Below are 16,412 nucleotides of genomic sequence, written 5' to 3'. Positions count from 1 at the left end.
GTAATGGCAAGAGCAAAAAAAACGACGAAGAAGGCCAAGGCACAGCAGGTGAAGCAGTCAGAGTCGCTGATGGCGAAGGCTGGTCACATGGCGCTCGACAATCCTGTTGCTGCGGGCGGTACCGTTGTGATGGGACTGACGGCGTGCCTGATCGTGGCCAATGCGGTCGGCCTTCAGCCAGGCCGGCATCCGGCGCCCCTGTTCACAACCCGGGATCGGCCGGACACCATGCAGCTGCCCGAACCGGATGGCAGAAGTCCGGGGCTCCAGGTGCAGGAGATTTCCACTCTGGTGCTCGACCTGCAGATTTCCTTGCGCAAGATAGGCCTTTATGAAGGCCCGCTCGACGGGCTGAACGGCCCGGCGACCGAACGCGCGATCCGCGGCTTCGAGCGGCAGGCCGGACAGATCGAAACCGGTGAGGCAACGGAAGCCCTTCTGGCCCTTGTGCTCATGCAGGGCGAAAGCCCCACCTTCATACATGGCGGGCCCGTTCCACGTCCCAAACCCGGCTTCTCCGGCACGGCAAGGCAAGACAGCGCGCTGGCCGGCGATGGGGGAGCAGACGTTGGTGGCGACGCTGGGGTGGACTCGGATCCAAAGCTGAAGAAGATCCAGCAGGCATTATCCGACCTCGGCTACGGTCCACTGAAGGCGGATGGCCTGATGGGGGCCAACACGACTGCTGCCATCAGGCGGTTCGAGTTCGACCGGGGACTGCCCATGACCGGGGAACCGGGAGCGAAAGTGATCGAACGCCTGGAAATGGTCAGCGGCCGGTCGCTGTCCGGCTAACGCATCGGGCAAGCCGTGCCCGCCGCCGATGCTCTGGTTGCTGTCTGCCGCCATCTGTCGTAGATCAACCGCATCTTTTTTGACCGTTGGATTTGCCGCGGTATCGGCAGGGGCGGACGGCATGCGGGTTACGTCTGAGTTTTTTGTCAGCGCACTGGTCCGGCGCGTGTTCGGAGAAGGCGGCTTTGCCGCTGTTTCCAAGAGAGGCGCCCATGAAGCCGGTGCCGTCTTCATTTGTGTCGACCGCCTTGACGGTAGCTTCGACTTCTACGGTCCGGCACCACAATCCATGTTCAGCAACCTGCCGCAAGGACGCCTCTTCGAACGGATCTTCGAACGGGCGGACAGGGAGACGATCGACAAGAGACTCGCAAGCGAAGCGCGGATGGACCCGGACTATTGGCTGGTGGACATTGAGGCGCGTGACGGTCAAATCGATCTGCCGCTTGTACAGGATGAGCCGCAACCCGGCGCAGATCTCTTCCGCTTTTGAGGCAGATTTTCTTTTGGGCGTTCAGCCCTCCCGCAAGACCGTGCTTGAACGGGTGCTATCAGGAACGGGTCGACTTGCGACCTGATTCAGTATGAGCGAAACCGGACTTCTGTCCGTCCGATACCGTCGCCGCATCGCGGCGAGTGCTTTCCTGATACTGTGAGTCAAGCCGTGCAGACGCCGGCTGTGTGCCCTGATCGTGCAGGATCCACTGTCCGACCAGAACCTCTGCAGCGCCCTGGCTGAGCGTGCGATAGAGGCGCAGAAGGCCGCGCAGTCTTTCCAGCGACAGGTTTTCACCCAGCATGCGGATCAACACAGTCGTGACTTCGGATGCCGTCATTCCAAGTGCCTTCAGCGCGACGGTCAGGCCTTCCGCCTGGTCGTCATGCATCAGAAGATCGCAGGTGGCCTGCGGCAGTCCGAGCCCCTGACCCAGTAGATCCGCAAATCGGGACCGTTGCTGGAAAATGGCTTCGCCCACCATAGCATCCCGCAATTTCAGGCGCGCGGTATCCGTGCGTCTGTCGGTTGCGGATCCGGGGGTTTGTGCCTGTTTGACCAGGCTGGTCATCTCCGCCGCAGCAATAGCCTTCGATTTCAGCGGAGCAGGTAAATGCAGGAATTGTCCCATGAGTCCATCCGGGTTTAATGCGTCCTGACCTGCCAATTCTAAACCAAGAGTGGCAACGATGTCACTACGACAACTGAGTTTTGTCTGGTGGGCTTGTGTCAGGGTGACGTCTTCCCGGTCGAGAAGGATGCGGATTACCGAGGCTCCCGCGTGTTCGCACAATGTCGTGATGACCGATTCGCGCAAGGATGGCCGGTTGGCCACCGCTTTGCGCAGGGAATCCGGGCCAGCTTCCGCAACCTTCAAAAGGAGATCCACAGAAAGCCTTGGACTGTAACGAAGAGCAGGATAGGCCGTCAGTTCATCATCATCCGAGGCGAGTTGGGACAGGAGGTCATCCGGAATTTCCGGGTGTGCGGCCAGAAGATTTGAAATCCGGCGTCTGTCCGGCAACGAGGTTTTCGGCAGGAAATTGGACGCCAGTTCCAGAAAAATGCGTTTTTCTTCAACGTCATGCCGGTTTCTTCCCGCAAACAGTTCACTTGCGGCCAGCAGCACGCCGCGATCGTCGCCCTTGTGAGTGCTGGACCTGTCGGAGGAAGTGGAATTCGGCACAGGCTGACTGAAATGTTGGGTTTGGCGCATGACACCCGTCTACAAAATACAAAAGACCGGACCACCGGAGGAACTTGCTTCGTTCAAATTGCAGGAAAAGCGTTAGCATGCTGTTAACCCTGACAACTTCTTAATGAAGAGCAGGAAGTAATGCGTCGCCCGTTTGACCGTTCCCCGCCGGTAATACGCCGTCAGGGGAGATCGGAACCGAAGGAGGAGACGATGGGCACCTTGTTGGACTTTGCATCAGCTCAACGCCCCGCTGCACGCGTGGGCTATCGTTCCAATCAGCGCGGAATGGCAAGCCGAGAGACCTTTGGAGAAGTTATCCTCTTCCCAGGTGTCCGGTACGAGCGCCACGACCTTGATCTTGCCGCACGAATCGCGACCATCGGAAAGGCGGCCGGACCTGCTGGCTCCGACAAGGACTGACGGTCCAAGCCTCTCCAGCCGCGCAGGAGAGATTTCTTTTTAGCGGCCTGGAGAAACGCCCGATGGGCAATGGCAATGCGGATAAATCCGCCACCGCATTCCTCGCGGAGAGCGGTCGCAGACAAGGGCAGGGTGCTATCGCCGCCGCTGCCATGCTGTTTGCCGTCAGCCTAGCCGCCTGTACACGCCCGACGGGGGACTTTGACCGGGCCAGACCGTCCGTCATTCACGACAGGGTAATGCCTGCTGCCGGCAATGAAGCGGCACGCCTTCGGGGCGACCCGGTTTCCAAGTTCAACTACACCAATGACGAAAAGCTGTTGCGTAACCGCGGCTGGACGTTGATCCGTCCGCCATGGACCAAGGACTGGATCGGCGGAACCATGGTTGAGCTGTCGCGAACACGCGTTCTGCCGGAGGTGGAAGGGCGTGTGCCGCCCGATCTCTACCTGATCTATCTGCGGTCGGACAAATTCCAGTCTTCCGATGCCCGCTACGACAAGATTGCCGCCGATGCATCCGGTGACGCCGAGCTTGTCATGCCATTTTGTGAAGTTGCCTTGCGAGTAAAGACCGCGGACGACGAGCGTCTGCGGGTGCTGCAGAACAAGCCGGTAAAAACCGAAGAAACCTATGAAGGTGCCAAGGCGCGCGTCTGGGAAAACAGGGTGATGATCAAATGGGTCGGCCAGGCGCTGCGCTACCGTATCATCGCCTACAAGAAGGCGCTCGACGGCCTTGAAATCGAAACGCCGACCCGTGACCGCGTCTGGAAGGTCAACAACGCCATTCGGGAACTTGAAGGTCAGGTCCGAATTGCCGAAGCCGGTTGCGATCCGGACAAGCGGTATGGTGACGACAAGCCCGTTCGCAGGTCTCGGATCTACACAGGATGGGGCACGGAGCGTGCACCCGTCGTAAAATAGCGGCCATTCGATTTCCTGGTCTGAATTCTGACATCATCCTGATCGCACATACTCTCCACGTCAGTTATCCGGATGCCGGGAAATCTTTCTGGCACAGCTCGGATTTATGCTTTTCCACAGGCGCCACACTCGGTCGCCATGGATCGTCCAGAACACCTTTGAGTAATCTTGGGCGCATTTTCTGCTTCAAGAATTGGAAGAGAATTTATTTCGCGGGCTAATCGTATCCGGCATTTTTCAACGAATGCCTGAAACTCGTTCTTTTTACGAATTCTCGAGATCTGAGTTCATGGTTTACTTGCCGGATTTCTGTTTTTGTCTAATTGACTTTCCTTAAGGGTATGCGCGCAAAAGTTTTATTTATTGCATTGCAAAAAAATGTGAACACTAAAAAAAGACGCGTGATCACAATCGCTTAGCCTAATTTTCGTCGTTTTTTCGACAAAAGAATGACGATACAGGAAAATTGTCACTTGCCGATGTTCGGACGCCGAACTAAACCGTTTAGTTTACAGGGTGGTCACTCCCGGGAACCTGAAGGTGGTCGAATGAGTCCGAACATCACGCTTCTCGTCAAAGAAGCGCTCTCCCATCAACATGCAGGGCGTATCGGGATCGCCCTGAACATGTTCGAGGAGATTTTGAAGCTCGACCCCAAGAATCCGCAGGCAAATTTCTCGTTGGGCATCGCTGCCTATCAGAACGGCGATGTCGGCCTGGCCATTGAGATGCTTCGCAAGGCGGAGCGCAAGGCCGGCAAACATCCTCAGGTGCATCAGTTGCTAGGGCTGGCACTCATGAACGCCGGCGATCTGGCCGGGGCGATGAAATCCCTGAAGAAGGCCGTGACCCTTGCGCCCAAAGCGGCTGATTTTCATGCTCATCTGGGCGATCTGTACACGCTCAAACGTCAGCCGGTCCTGGCACGTCAGAGCTTTCAGCGTGCATTGGCGGTTGATCCGGAAAATGGCTATGCCCTTGTCGGAATGGGGCAGCTCGATATCACCGTCGGCCAGATCGACGAGGCTATCGGGTGGTTCGAAAAGGCCATCGCCCTGGGCAAGGAGCTTCCTTCGGCGCTTCACTGCCTCACCATGGCGCGAACCTACCGGGAAACGCCGTCTGAACTGGCCAAGATCGATGACCTTTTGAAGCAGGCAGCGTCACTGCCTGCACCGGAGCACGCTCACCTGCATTGGGCGGCCGGCAAGATCCATTATGACCTGGGTGACACGGCTCGCGCTGCCCAACATTATCGTTCAGCCCGCCGCTTGCGGTACCAGTCCTTCGATCAGAAGGCTCATGAAGAGCGTATCGCCTTCATGAAGGACGTGTTCGACGAGTCCTTTTTCGCGGAGCGGACGGAATTTCAGGACACCTCGGAGCGGCCTGTTTTCATATTCGGCATGCCGCGTTCGGGGACAACCCTGGCCGAACAGATCGTAAGCCGGCATTCACGCATCGCCAGCGGCGCGGAAATTCCCTATTTCCGGCTGCTTCAGCAGGATCTTGGCCTGCGAGGAGCGCCAACCGCCGCCCTGGAAAGTCGATTGAAGAGCCTCGACCCACGTGAGTTCAAGCAATTTGCCCGGCAGTATCTAGCCGAGTTGAGCACAATCGATCGGCGGTCGGATCGTGTCACCGACAAGATGCCGCATAATTTCGAAATGCTCTGGCTGATGAGCCTTCTGTTTCCGAAGGCCGCTTTCATCCACTGCGTTCGCTGCCCTGCCGATATCTGTGTTTCGCTGCTGTCGCATTCACTTTCACCTGCGCATAACTACGCCATGACGCAGAAGTCCCTTGGCCGGTACTTTGTTACATACGACAGCTTGATGAAGCACTGGGAGAAAGTGCTCCCGGCACATATCCATACGCTTTCCTACGAGGATCTTGTTCACAATCAGGAACAGGAAAGCAGGGCGCTGCTGGCGTGTACGGGCATGGACTGGGAAGAGGAATGTCTGGAGTTCTACAACGGCGACAGTCCTGTGACGACGTTCTCCAATCTCCAGGTGCGAAAGCCTATGTTCCGGTCGTCAATCGGGCGCTGGAAACGTCACAAGGATCTCCTCGGCGATCTTTTCGAGGCACTTGGCCCGCTATCGCCGCTCAAGGAAGCAGCGCCTGCCGGAACCGGGGCTGGATACGGTCAGCAACATATGCTGACGACAGGGATTCCGGACAACGACGTATCCCACCTGCGGAATGCGGTTTCGCCGGCATCGTGAACCGTGCCGGTGGCGGTGCAGGAGCCGCCCCGGGAGGCCGTCCCGATCGACCAGCCTGGCGCGATTGCAAATAGTCTCAGCGAATAGAGCCGCAGCTTGCGGCCTTGAGAGCTCGATCGATGCTGTCGGCCCGTGTCGGGTGTGGGACGTAGGCTCGCAGCAGCGCGAACCCACTCAACGGTTTTTCCGTTTCTATAACGATCAGATCCTCCAGGTTTTCCGGCGGATTTTCACGCAGGATCGAAAGTTGTTCCGTGGTCAGCACAAGCATTGACAGACGCTCGGCACCCGCCGTGCGGTTGTTGAGGCTGTAGACGGCTTCTCCGGCGGCGTTGAACAGGCCGATCGACCAGAAGGGCACGGGAATGCTGGCATCGAAAAGGACCGGTCCGTCGGCCAGCTGAAACCGGCATGCTGCGTGTTTCATGGCCGGATCCAGATCGGGCAGGGCCTCGTTGCCGGGGTGAACGTCGGGCAGCAGATTGAACTGCCTGTCCGATCCATAGGCGGCGATATTGTCATATGCGCTGTGCAGCACGTTCTGGGGAATGCTCAGCACCACCAGTATGTGAATGATGGCCGCAAGACACAGCGTCGCCAGCAGGCCGACAGACAAGGAGAAGCGGGTGGACAGGGTCATGGGCACCCCAGCCTTTCAATGACGGGCATGCTGACACCGTCAAGCGCTGCGCCGGTGGTGACCGGAGCGTCATAGACCCTCAACACGAACCGAAGTCCGTCTGCTGCCCTTGCATCGGTTGCCAGGGGTAGCCAGTTGCCGGAGTGGGGGCGGGTGGCAGCGATGATCTCGAATGTACCGTCCGCGTTGCGCAGCAGCGTGTCACTTGCAAGGTTCACCCGGCCGGACATGGTCTTGACCAGGCGGCCGTGGCCATCGACAGCCGTCAGGGTCCAGAGCCGGGCCGAGGGTGTCTGGCCGGCGATACGGTAGACACAGGTCGGATCAAGCTGGTGGCCGTTGCTGTCCTGGCGGGCGACCAGAGCCAGGCCTTCACCCGATGCCAGGGGAATGACGGCTCCCCTGGTGTAGATGGCTACGGAATAGGGATCGGCCTCGGACGTTCCCGCTTTCGGATAGGCATGCCAGGGGCCGATGGTGACAGCATTGAGCGGTTGTTCACGCTCGATGATCAGGTAGGCCGAGCTTATGCCCAGAAGTGATGCAAGGACGACGACAAGCGTCACCGTGGCAAGCGTGCGAAAGGGATTGCCCCGATGTGATCGGATGGCACGGGGAAGCCCTTCGTCATACCAGTCTGCCTCGCCATGCGCGGGCCGGAAACCTGTCTCGCTCATTGCACCGCCGCGACATCAGTTTTGGCGGACCCTTGTGCAGGGGCCGCGTCGGCGCTCTTCTGGTCAAGCAGCAGGCGCAGGTCCTGACCAATCTTGAGCAAGAGATCCTGCGTGCGCCGTTTCAGAACCCGCGGCTGGGCGGCATCGCTGGTGTCAGTTGCCAGCCTTGACGGCGCTGTTCGGGTGAGGCGGGGCAGGCTTTCCGGGTCAACGCCGGGCATGCGCGCCAACTCGATGCCGTTATGGGCAAAAGCATTGTATTTCTGCCAGGCCATGGCAGGAAGGCTGCCGCCGGTGACACGGCGGGTTGAGGTGAAATCGTCATTACCGAACCAGACGGCCGTGGCAAAGTTGCCGGTATAGCCGACAAACCAGGCGTCGCGGTATGCATTGGTCGTGCCGGTCTTGCCGGCAGCCACCACGCCGTCAATCTGTGCCCGGCGAGCGGTTCCGGCCTCAACCACGTTGACCAGGATCTCGTTAATCTCGTGAACCTTGTCCTCCGGCAGAACGCGTTCTGCTGGCGGTTCGTCGCGTTCGCGACGGTAAAGGACCTTGCCGGCGCTGTTCTTGATTTCCAGAACCGCGTAGGCTGGTGCCTTTATGCCGCCGTTGGCGAAAACGGAATAGGCCGAGGCCATGTCGATGACGGAAACTTCAGACGATCCGATGGGAAGCGATACGGAGTTTTCCAGTTCGTGGGTAAGGCCCATGCGATACGCCGTGTCGATGATCTTCTGCCGGCCGAAATCCAGCGACAGGATCACCGGGATGGTGTTGATGGATTTGGTGAGCGCGGTTTTCAGCGTGACGGCGCCACGGTAACTTCTTGAATAGTTCTTGGGCGACCAGTTGCCGATCCACACCGGCCTGTCCGACACCACGCTGTCCGCGCTGTAGCCGTTCATGAAAGCCGTCATGTAGACGAAGGGTTTGAAGGACGACCCGGGTTGGCGCAGTGCGTTGACCGCGCGATTGAACTGACTTTCGCCATAGGAACTTCCGCCGACCATGGCAACGACTGCGCCGTCGGGGATCATCGAAACCATCGCGGCTTCATGGGCGTCGCGCAATTTGCCGTTTTCCCGAAGCACGGTTTCCACCGCCAAATCCGCCTGTCGCTGCAGTGCCGGATCCAGGGTAGTGCGCACCGTCACGATGCGATCCCGCGCGAGAGCCGGATAGCGACGCGCTAGCTTCTTGACCTCGTCGAGTGCCCAGTCGAGGAAGTATTCAGGCAATTGCTCCTGGGACCTGTCCACGGCGAGGGCCGGATTGCGGCGCGCACCGATCACCTGGCCTTCGGTCAGGAAATTCGCCTGCACCATGTTGGACAGGACTTCATTGGCCCGGGCACGGGCTGCGGGCAGGTTGATGTGGGGAGCGTATTTGGTCGGTGCCTTGTAGAGGCCGGCGAGCATGGCGCTTTCGGCAAGCGTCAGTTCACGCACATTCTTGTTGAAATAGAATTCGGCGGCCGCCGTCACGCCGAACACACCACCCCCCATGTAGGCGCGGTCGAGGTAGAGTTTCAGGATTTCCTGCTTGGACAGGTTCGCCTCCAGCCAAAGTGCCAGATAGGCTTCCTTGATCTTGCGGCTGAGGCTGCGTTCGTTGGTCAGAAAGAGGTTCTTGGCCAGCTGTTGCGTCAGCGTCGAGCCACCCTGGACGACGCCGCCCGCACGGGCGTTTTCCACCATGGCGCGGAAGGTGCCGAAGAAATCGATGCCGAAGTGGCTGAAGAAACGGCGGTCTTCGGTGGAAAGGGTGGCCTTGATCAGAGAATCGGGAATTTCCTCAAGCGGTACGCTGTCGTTGAGCACGATGCCGCGCCGGCCGATTTCCTTGCCGAAGCGATCGAGGAAGGTTACCGCGAAATCGTCCGTCGTCTTCCAGTCCGCATATCGTGTTGCCTCAAAGGCAGGTTGGGCGAAGGCCAGCACCACGATGAAACCGACAAGGCCATAGGTCAGCCCGTCCGACGACAGTTCGGCGAGCACCCGCCATATCCCCTTGGCCCGAAAGCGGCGCAAAAAGGCGTCATAGCCTTCGAAGATCCGGCGAATGGCAGTGCCGCTCTTCCACAGTGCCGTGTCGATAAGGGCATCGATCGCCAGGAAAAAGCGGCGGATTCGATTGCGCTTTTTCGGCGGCTTCTGCACCGGCGCCCTGCCGGTCTCGACATCGTCTGATTGCGGTTTGTCCGTCACGCGAACAAGGTCTCCGGATCAAAAGGGACCAGCCCAAGCTAGCTGTTTTTCGGGTTCGTGCAAACAGGTCACCAGGATCACTGTTTCGTGGCTTCAGTTTACCAATCTTTCTTGCAAATTCATTGAGGAAAAGCAGCCTGTTTTTCTGCCCGGGTTGCTCAGGACCCGATAGCATGATACGCGCCGACGTTCCCGGCCCAAGAAAGGCGCGCACGACCTCATGATTGCGGACGATACCTCAAGCGAGCTTCCGTTCTGGAAAACCCGGACACTGGAAGACATGACGCAGTCCCAGTGGGAATCGCTTTGCGACGGCTGCGCACGCTGCTGTCTGAACAAGCTGGAGGACTGGGACACGGGAGAAATCGTCTGGACGGATGTTGCCTGTACGCTGCTAGATGGCACGAGTTGCCGCTGCAAGGATTACGACAACAGGGCGTCCATCGTTCCGGATTGCATTCAGCTCACACCGGGCGAAGTGCGTAGTTTGACCTGGCTTCCGCCCACCTGTGCCTACCGGCTGGTGCGGGATGGCAAGGACCTCTACTGGTGGCATCCGCTGGTGTCGGGGGACCCTGAAACGGTCCATCAGGCCGGTATTTCGGTACGCGGGCGCACGATCCCGGAAGATGGCATGGCGCTGGAAGACTACGAGAACCATGTCGTGTTCTGGCCGGGGGAAGAGCCTGAGAGCGCTCAGGGATAATTACTCCCGCTCAGGAAAAGACAAGACGTAAGGCCTGATTTTCAGCTACCTCATTGCCTGAGCAGGAAAGCCTCGACATGGCGGCGGAGCCGGTGTTCCAGTTCCGATCTGTCGGTCAACTGATGGCTTTTCACCAGAATTGCCCCATGGATCATAAAGGCAATCAGACCATCGACCATTTCCTTCGGTGACCGGTCCTGCCTCAGATCCGGCTTCAAGTCACTCTGCTGCTGCCAGAAAGCCAGGAACTTCTCCAGTTCCGCATCCAGCGCGTCCAGCGTCTCGACAAAAGCTGCAGCGCAATTGGGTTTGGTGACGCCGATATTGTCCAGAAACAGCCGCAGGATTGTCGGGCTGTCGGTGATGACCGCGATCAGCGCCATCATGCGCCGGGTCAGCAGGCCGACGGGATCCGTCAGGCTCTCCGGTTCGGTCTCTTCAGCGGTCGTTGCCGCGCGCAATGCGTTCAGCCGGTCAAGCAACACGTAGGACAGAAGGCCGTCCATGTCGCCGAAATGCGAAAACACGGTTCCCTTGGCAACACCTGCCTCCTGGGCGACCGCCTCGGCAGTGACGAGTTCCAATCCGTGTTTGTGGCTGAGATCGCGTGCGGCGGCGAGGACCCGTGCCCTTGTCTCGATGCTTCGCTGCTGGGGTTTGCGAGTCATGACTATCCATTAAATTGACCGTGGTCAAAAAATATCTTGACGGATGCGGCGCACAATGTCAAAAAATGACCATGGTCAATTTTGGCGCTTTGGTGCCTGCAAACTCATGAAGGTTGGACATGACACGAATACTGGTATTGGAAGGACACCCGGCCAGGGACACCTTCTGCGGTGCTCTTGCAGCGGAATATGCCGATCATGCGCAACAGGGCGGCAACGACGTTCGCGTCCGGCATCTTGCGGACCTGAAGTTCGACGCCGATTTCGGAGTGTCATCCTTCAAGGATGTCAAGCCTCTTGAACCTGATCTGGAAGCGCTGTGGCAGGACATTGTGTGGTGTGAGCATCTCGTGCTGACACATCCACTTTGGTGGGGTGGCCTTCCGGGCAAGCTGAAAGGCCTGTTCGACCGGATCCTTCTTCCGGGAATGTCCTTTCAATACGTGAAAGGCAAACCCTTGCCCGAAAAGCTGCTCAAGGGGCGCACCGCGCAGGTTTTGGTGACCTCCGACACGCCTGGCTGGTATTTTACGTGGATCTATGGCGCTGGAGCAAAAAAGCAGACCGAGAAACAGATCCTCGACTTCTGCGGTCTCAAGCCCAGGGGCTACCACATGTTCTCACCAATCCGCGGATCGAGCGAGGAAGCAAAGCGGAAGATGCTGGGACGGGCAGCTGCGCTGGGACGCAAGGCTGCGTAACGCCCGTTCCATCCGTTTTCGCAAATTGGAAGCCTTTGAACGTCTGCATTTTTACTGCACCAAGTTCGGGCTTCCGGTTGCTGCCTGTGCCGCAAGAAACGTTCGCCCAAGCTGCTTTTCGTTGAAAGTCACGCTATCGCGCAGGCAGGGCGCCAATCAGCCCCTTCACGCGGCAGGTGTCATTTTTTGAATGTCAGCGAAACCGTCCCCACGGTGATCCCCGCCTTCATGACCTTGGCGGTATTTTTGACCGTGTTGCGGTCCACCTGTTTCAACGTGTCGTCGAACCTGAGCAGCAAGGGACCGTTTTCGGTCTCGAGGCTGGCGACATAGGAAAAACGAAGGGCTCCATCCGAATTGGTGCGGACGTTGGCCGGCCCAAGAACATCGGCTCTTTGGCCTATGTAGCGGTCTTCGGCAACTTTCTGAAAAAACCAGGTCTTGGTGTCGCGTTCGCCATCGTCATAGACGAAATCCTCGCGAAGCCTGAGTGTGAAGGTGCGCCGGTTCCACGTTCCCGTCAGCATGACGGTGAACGGGCGGTAGACCCCGGCGATCTTGCTTTCGAAAACGCCCTTGCCGATGGTTTTGCCGCGAAAGAAGTCTTCCAGGACCAATGGCTTGGCATGTGCGGGCACAGAGGCGGCAACACCAATGGCAAACAGGGCAAGGAGCAGAAATCGGCGGGCATAGTTCATGACGGGCAGAACCTCCTTCAGGAAAATCTGCCCAGCTTACGCAGCCCGGCGCGTATCGGATCTGGCGGCGGGACTTTCCCGGCGGTCAGCTTCCGAAGCGTTCTTTCCAGGTGGGGACCGGATCGTCGGTCGCCGGGGAGGCGTTGTAGACACCGCGGGCGATGGCACGTGCCAGGCAAGAGGCTGCCGCTGCCCCGAGCTGGACCATGTCCTCCAGTCCGTTTTCCATCCGGCGCTGACCCGTGGACAGCGCGAAGACCAGGTCTCCGTCGAGGGGGGTATGGGCCGGCCAGAGCGCGCGGGCCAGGCCGTCATGCGCCATAACCGCAAGCCGTTTTGCCTCACCCTTTGTCAAAATGGCGTCTGTCGCAACGGCTGCAATCGTCGTGTTGGCACCAGCCTTGAGGCCGTCCAGCTTGGTGCGGACCGTGATGGCGTCCTGCGGCAGTGGATGGGCCATGCCGAGGCCTCCGAATTCGTCGCCGATTTCAAACGGGGCGGCCCAGAAGTGAGCGCTGTCACCGACAGTTGCCCGCCCAAGAGCGTTCACCGCCACAATGGCCCCGACCGTGATGCCGTTGTCCAGCACATGGGAGGCGGACCCGAGCCCCCCCTTCAGATTGGCTGTGGTGGCGCCAGTGCCGGCGCCGACCGAGCCGAGGGAGAAATCATGACCGATAGCATCAAGTGCGGAGCGCCCGAGGTCCCGGTAAGGGGCCGCCTGACCCCAGCTCTTGTCGCCGCCGTTCAGAAGATCGAACAGGATGGCCGTTGGCACGATCGGCACCCGGACCGGGCCGATCTGAAAGCCGTAGCCGAGTTCGGCAAGGCGCCCCTGAACACCTGCGCCTGCATCCAGACCAAAAGCGGACCCACCGGCGAGCACGATGGCGTCGATCTTCTCGACGGTCTGTTCCGGTTCCAGCAGGGCGATCTCGCGGGTGCCCGGCGCACCGCCGTGAATGGCAACGGAAGTGACCGCGGGTTCGTCCGGTACGAGCACGGTTGCGCCGGATTTCAGTTCGAGATCGGAGGCATTGCCGATCTTCAGGCCCGGAACATCGGTGATCAGATTACGTAAACCGGCCATGGGCTGACGGTCCTTGATTGAAGGTGGATAAAAGGGAGTTTGATCGGCTGTGTGTCAGGTGTCGAGGCTTTTGTAACCCCGGCGGACATAGAGAAGCGATTTGCCGGGGTCGGTCATGCGCAGGTCGGCAACGGTGCCGACGATGATCGAATGCGTGCCCATTTCCGTGACTGAATGAACCTCGCAATCGACGCTGAGACGCGCGCTGTCGAGAGCCGGGCAGCCGGTGGCAAGACTTGTCCAGTCGCCTTTCTCGAACCTTTGAGGCATCTCCAGCTTGTCACGGCCGGCGAAGGTGTCGGAAATTTCCTCGTGATCGTCACTGAGCGTGTTGAGGCAGAAGCAGCGGTTTTGAAGAACCGCGCCATGAATGCGCGTTTTCTTGTTGAGACAGATCAGAATGCTGGCGGGTTCATCGCTGACCGAACAGGCGGCGGAAACGGTTGCGCCCATGCGGCCGCCGGGGCCATCGGTGGTCACCACGTGCACGGCCGCGGCAATCCGGCTCATGGCTTCCCGGAAAATAGCGGTATCCAGTGGAAGCCTGTCCTGATCTCCGGGATCTGAAGAGGATGGGGACATCAAGTCGGCTCCTGGGCGGCTCTGCGGGAATCATTCGTCTGTCTGACGCGGACGGGAGTTTAGGCGGCCAGACCGGGGATGCCTAGACCATGCTGTGGTCAACTCAACGCAGGCAAGTTGTTCTGATATTTCAAGGTTAATCACCTTCTGATAGTGCGCACGAGACCGATTGCATATGTGTTGTTATGAAGCCAGATGCCCGGCACTTGCCGTTTCATATGGGGCAAGAGACCGGCTTTTGCCACCTTCGCCACAAGTCCGGATTGAGCTGCGGACCGGCCCGCGCTAGGGGTAGAGGAGCGATCATCGCACACCGGGGAGACGAATGACCTTACAGCAGCTTATGGCTAGCGTTGGCTTACTTGCTTACGGCGTTGTTGCGACACCCGCTGTTGCCGACATAAGGATCGCAGTCGCTGGACCGATGAAAGGCCAGTTTGTCGCCTTCGGCGAAGAAATGCGCACCGGAGCGGAAAAGGCGGTTGCTGATCTGAATGCGGCCGGTGGCGTCAATGGCGAGACATTGGTTCTTGAAATCGCCGATGACGGCTGCGATGCGGACCAGGCGGCGGCCGTTGCCAACCAGCTGATCGGCAAAGGTGTCGTCTTTGTTGCCGGGCATTTGTGTTTCAACAGTTCGATCGCCGCCAGCGAAGTCTATGCCGGTGCCGGGATTCTGCAGATGTCACCGGCGACAACCTTGCCGAAATTCACCGACGAGCGGCCGGGGGACGGCATCTTCCGTCTCGCTCCCAGGGACGACCGGCAGGCAGAAGTGGCCGGCCGGTTCCTCGCGGAGAACTTCAGCGGCAAGAGAATTGCCTTGCTTCATGACAAGACTGCCTATGGCAAGGGGCTCACTGATGCGGTCAAGGCGGTGATAAACGGCCTCGGGACAAGCGAAAGCATGGCGCTCGGCTTCGACGCGGGAGGCGATGACTTTCGCAGTCTCGTATCGCAACTGAAGCTACAGGCTGTCGATGTCGTCTATCTCGGCGGCTATCACCCGGAAGCAGGCTTGATCAAGCTGGAAATGGAACGTCAGGGACTGGATGCCGTCCTGGTGGCCGGGGACGCGCTGATGACGGCGGACTATTGGTCCGTTGCTGGCGAGGCGGGCAACGGAACCTTGCTGACCTATCCGGAAATTCCCCGTGATCGACCGGAAGCGCAAAGTCTCGTCGAGGCTCTGGAAGATGCGGGCCTGTCAGCCGACCGCTTCACGTTAACAACCTATGCTGCCATTCAGGCCTGGGCACAGGCCGTTGAGGCGGCCGGCAGCACGGCCTTGCCGGAAGTTGCTACCGCTCTTCGGAGCGCGACCTTTGACACGGTTGTCGGTGCCGTGACATTTGACGAAAACGGTGACGGCAATTTGCCGGATTACATCGTCTACGAATGGCGGGATGGTGTGCCGCAAGCCCGATAGCGGGAAGCGCTTGCAGATAACAAGAGCACGCGGCCTGGAGTGGCGCGCGTGCTTCTTAAAAAGGTCGATCGGTGCGGTTCAGCTTCGGGTGCCGGTGCCGCTGATCTTGAGGTTGACCTTGTCGGCATAGATCGGCAGTCCGGCCTCCATGCCATAAAGGCTGCGGAAAAATCCGCCTGAAACTTCGAAGCCGACCTTTCCGTTGGCCTTGCTATCGTTGATCGTCACAGAAAGCTTGGTGCGTTTCTGCTGACCGCGAAGGCTCAAGACACCCTCGACTTCCGCCGTGTTCTGTCCGGTGATGCGCACCCGGGTGCTCTGGAAGGTCGCAACCGGATGGTTGGCGACGTCGAACATAGCCGAACTTTTCAGGAAACCGGTGACCTTGTCGTTATTTGTGTGAACGCTTCTCAGGTCGACCTTCACGACAACGCGGCTCTTTTCCGGACGGTTCTGGTCAAGTGTCATCTTGCCCGACACGGTCTTGAATTCGCCTGTCACAGGACCACGGCCGAGCACTCGGACAGAAAAGCCGGTAGCCAGTTGTGCAGGTGAAAGCAGGTAAGTGCCTGTCAGCGTACCGGCAAGGGCCGGCAGCGGAGCTGCTGCGAGTGCAGCCAGACAGGCGAGGGTGGTTGCGGTTTTCCGAAAATGGCGGCCGAAACCGCGGATGGCGGCAGATGTATGGGTCATTCGACAGGTCCTTGAACTAGATCAACGATGCAACTCGTGCGGTGAGGTTCCGCAAATTTCACGACTTTGGCCCGCTTTCTGGAGCCGTGGATGCAGTCTCTCACGTGGCACGGCCAGGCACGGTGACGCCCATCACAGGCGAAGATTCAGCCGCTTGACCGGTATTGGCTTGGCCTCGGGGTAACCAGACAGTCGGTCCGTATTGTCCCATGTGGCCGGGATGCGCATTAACCGTTTGGTAAGAAAATAGGC

The 16,412-nt window shown here is 59.1% G+C and carries 17 protein-coding genes; 8 read left to right on the top strand and 9 right to left on the bottom strand.

What is annotated here, in order from left to right; genetic code table 11:
• The first annotated feature begins 3 nt into the window (after positions 1-3).
• Entirely contained in the window at positions 4-795 is a 792-nt protein-coding gene (locus tag ACYQ54_RS02540; RefSeq protein ID WP_460079003.1) for a peptidoglycan-binding domain-containing protein, read from the top strand.
• Positions 796-916: 121 nt separating this feature from the next.
• Positions 917-1,288 carry a DUF1491 family protein gene (locus ACYQ54_RS02535; protein WP_460079001.1) on the top strand — a complete coding sequence of 124 codons (372 nt, stop codon included), beginning with the start codon at positions 917-919 and terminating at the stop codon, positions 1,286-1,288.
• A gap of 58 nt (positions 1,289-1,346) precedes the next feature.
• Here ACYQ54_RS02535 and ACYQ54_RS02530 read toward each other — a convergent pair whose 3' ends face one another.
• Complete coding sequence (locus ACYQ54_RS02530) at positions 1,347-2,507, bottom strand: DUF2336 domain-containing protein (RefSeq protein ID WP_460078999.1); 1,161 nt, start codon at positions 2,505-2,507, stop codon at positions 1,347-1,349.
• 192 nt (positions 2,508-2,699) lie between these two features.
• Here ACYQ54_RS02530 and ACYQ54_RS02525 point away from each other — a divergent pair, with 192 nt between their 5' ends.
• The 3 genes from ACYQ54_RS02525 to ACYQ54_RS02515 all read left to right on the top strand — a co-directional run bounded on the left by ACYQ54_RS02525 (position 2,700) and on the right by ACYQ54_RS02515 (position 6,066).
• Positions 2,700-2,909 (top strand): hypothetical protein, encoded by a 210-nt coding sequence (locus tag ACYQ54_RS02525; RefSeq protein ID WP_460078996.1) that lies wholly within the window; start codon positions 2,700-2,702, stop codon positions 2,907-2,909.
• A gap of 62 nt (positions 2,910-2,971) precedes the next feature.
• Positions 2,972-3,835: a hypothetical protein gene (locus ACYQ54_RS02520; protein ID WP_460078994.1), complete on the top strand. Its 864-nt coding sequence runs from the start codon at positions 2,972-2,974 to the stop codon at positions 3,833-3,835.
• 548 nt (positions 3,836-4,383) lie between these two features.
• The gene (locus ACYQ54_RS02515) at positions 4,384-6,066 is read left to right on the top strand and encodes a tetratricopeptide repeat-containing sulfotransferase family protein (protein WP_460078991.1); all 1,683 of its coding nucleotides are present in this window, start codon (positions 4,384-4,386) and stop codon (positions 6,064-6,066) included.
• Positions 6,067-6,142: 76 nt separating this feature from the next.
• Here the strand turns inward: ACYQ54_RS02515 and ACYQ54_RS02510 are convergent, their stop codons facing one another.
• From ACYQ54_RS02510 to ACYQ54_RS02500, 3 genes are read right to left on the bottom strand one after another with little or no spacing between them, the layout of a single operon-like run.
• On the bottom strand, positions 6,143-6,706 hold the full coding sequence (locus ACYQ54_RS02510) for a DUF1254 domain-containing protein (RefSeq protein WP_460078989.1): 564 nt from the start codon (positions 6,704-6,706) through the stop codon (positions 6,143-6,145).
• On the bottom strand, positions 6,703-7,383 hold the full coding sequence (locus ACYQ54_RS02505) for a DUF1214 domain-containing protein (protein WP_460078986.1): 681 nt from the start codon (positions 7,381-7,383) through the stop codon (positions 6,703-6,705). Before ACYQ54_RS02505 ends, ACYQ54_RS02510 begins: the two co-directional genes overlap by 4 nt.
• Positions 7,380-9,593 carry a transglycosylase domain-containing protein gene (locus ACYQ54_RS02500; RefSeq protein WP_460078984.1) on the bottom strand — a complete coding sequence of 738 codons (2,214 nt, stop codon included), beginning with the start codon at positions 9,591-9,593 and terminating at the stop codon, positions 7,380-7,382. The genes ACYQ54_RS02505 and ACYQ54_RS02500 overlap by 4 nt, the downstream gene beginning before the upstream one ends.
• 220 nt (positions 9,594-9,813) lie before the next feature.
• Between ACYQ54_RS02500 and ACYQ54_RS02495 the strand changes: the two genes are divergently transcribed.
• Positions 9,814-10,299, top strand: coding sequence for a YcgN family cysteine cluster protein (locus ACYQ54_RS02495; protein WP_460078982.1), 486 nt, complete (start codon positions 9,814-9,816; stop codon positions 10,297-10,299).
• A 50-nt stretch (positions 10,300-10,349) separates the two neighbouring features.
• Here ACYQ54_RS02495 and ACYQ54_RS02490 read toward each other — a convergent pair whose 3' ends face one another.
• On the bottom strand, positions 10,350-10,967 hold the full coding sequence (locus ACYQ54_RS02490) for a TetR/AcrR family transcriptional regulator (protein ID WP_460078980.1): 618 nt from the start codon (positions 10,965-10,967) through the stop codon (positions 10,350-10,352).
• A 119-nt stretch (positions 10,968-11,086) separates the two neighbouring features.
• Here ACYQ54_RS02490 and ACYQ54_RS02485 point away from each other — a divergent pair, with 119 nt between their 5' ends.
• Complete coding sequence (locus ACYQ54_RS02485; RefSeq protein ID WP_460078979.1) at positions 11,087-11,668, top strand: NAD(P)H-dependent oxidoreductase; 582 nt, start codon at positions 11,087-11,089, stop codon at positions 11,666-11,668.
• 179 nt (positions 11,669-11,847) lie between these two features.
• On the opposite strand, the gene ACYQ54_RS02480 is transcribed toward ACYQ54_RS02485, so the two are convergent.
• From ACYQ54_RS02480 to ACYQ54_RS02470, 3 genes are all read right to left on the bottom strand, one after another.
• Entirely contained in the window at positions 11,848-12,366 is a 519-nt protein-coding gene (locus ACYQ54_RS02480; protein ID WP_460078977.1) for a DUF3833 family protein, read from the bottom strand.
• Positions 12,367-12,451: 85 nt separating this feature from the next.
• On the bottom strand, positions 12,452-13,456 hold the full coding sequence (locus ACYQ54_RS02475; RefSeq protein WP_460078975.1) for a P1 family peptidase: 1,005 nt from the start codon (positions 13,454-13,456) through the stop codon (positions 12,452-12,454).
• A gap of 54 nt (positions 13,457-13,510) precedes the next feature.
• A complete protein-coding gene (locus ACYQ54_RS02470; RefSeq protein ID WP_460078972.1) occupies positions 13,511-14,038 on the bottom strand; it encodes a flavin reductase in 528 nt (175 codons plus the stop codon).
• A gap of 325 nt (positions 14,039-14,363) precedes the next feature.
• Between ACYQ54_RS02470 and ACYQ54_RS02465 the strand changes: the two genes are divergently transcribed.
• A complete protein-coding gene (locus tag ACYQ54_RS02465) occupies positions 14,364-15,467 on the top strand; it encodes a branched-chain amino acid ABC transporter substrate-binding protein (protein ID WP_460078971.1) in 1,104 nt (367 codons plus the stop codon).
• A gap of 78 nt (positions 15,468-15,545) precedes the next feature.
• On the opposite strand, the gene ACYQ54_RS02460 is transcribed toward ACYQ54_RS02465, so the two are convergent.
• The gene (locus ACYQ54_RS02460) at positions 15,546-16,160 is read right to left on the bottom strand and encodes a YceI family protein (RefSeq protein WP_460078969.1); all 615 of its coding nucleotides are present in this window, start codon (positions 16,158-16,160) and stop codon (positions 15,546-15,548) included.
• Positions 16,161-16,412 lie beyond the last annotated feature (252 nt).

The organism is Roseibium sp. LAB1 (assembly GCF_054658235.1).
This window is presented reverse-complemented; position numbering and strand designations above follow the sequence as displayed.

Coding starts and splice junctions, on each gene's coding strand:
- ACYQ54_RS02495 (WP_460078982.1), top strand. CDS start 9,814: ATGATTGCGGACGATACCTCAAGCGAGCTTCCGTTCTGGAAAACCCGG.
- ACYQ54_RS02515 (WP_460078991.1), top strand. CDS start 4,384: ATGAGTCCGAACATCACGCTTCTCGTCAAAGAAGCGCTCTCCCATCAA.
- ACYQ54_RS02485 (WP_460078979.1), top strand. CDS start 11,087: ATGACACGAATACTGGTATTGGAAGGACACCCGGCCAGGGACACCTTC.
- ACYQ54_RS02540 (WP_460079003.1), top strand. CDS start 4: ATGGCAAGAGCAAAAAAAACGACGAAGAAGGCCAAGGCACAGCAGGTG.
- ACYQ54_RS02530 (WP_460078999.1), bottom strand. CDS start 2,507: ATGCGCCAAACCCAACATTTCAGTCAGCCTGTGCCGAATTCCACTTCC.
- ACYQ54_RS02510 (WP_460078989.1), bottom strand. CDS start 6,706: ATGACCCTGTCCACCCGCTTCTCCTTGTCTGTCGGCCTGCTGGCGACG.
- ACYQ54_RS02505 (WP_460078986.1), bottom strand. CDS start 7,383: ATGAGCGAGACAGGTTTCCGGCCCGCGCATGGCGAGGCAGACTGGTAT.
- ACYQ54_RS02465 (WP_460078971.1), top strand. CDS start 14,364: ATGACCTTACAGCAGCTTATGGCTAGCGTTGGCTTACTTGCTTACGGC.
- ACYQ54_RS02525 (WP_460078996.1), top strand. CDS start 2,700: ATGGGCACCTTGTTGGACTTTGCATCAGCTCAACGCCCCGCTGCACGC.
- ACYQ54_RS02490 (WP_460078980.1), bottom strand. CDS start 10,967: ATGACTCGCAAACCCCAGCAGCGAAGCATCGAGACAAGGGCACGGGTC.
- ACYQ54_RS02520 (WP_460078994.1), top strand. CDS start 2,972: ATGGGCAATGGCAATGCGGATAAATCCGCCACCGCATTCCTCGCGGAG.
- ACYQ54_RS02470 (WP_460078972.1), bottom strand. CDS start 14,038: ATGTCCCCATCCTCTTCAGATCCCGGAGATCAGGACAGGCTTCCACTG.
- ACYQ54_RS02475 (WP_460078975.1), bottom strand. CDS start 13,456: ATGGCCGGTTTACGTAATCTGATCACCGATGTTCCGGGCCTGAAGATC.
- ACYQ54_RS02460 (WP_460078969.1), bottom strand. CDS start 16,160: ATGACCCATACATCTGCCGCCATCCGCGGTTTCGGCCGCCATTTTCGG.
- ACYQ54_RS02535 (WP_460079001.1), top strand. CDS start 917: ATGCGGGTTACGTCTGAGTTTTTTGTCAGCGCACTGGTCCGGCGCGTG.
- ACYQ54_RS02480 (WP_460078977.1), bottom strand. CDS start 12,366: ATGAACTATGCCCGCCGATTTCTGCTCCTTGCCCTGTTTGCCATTGGT.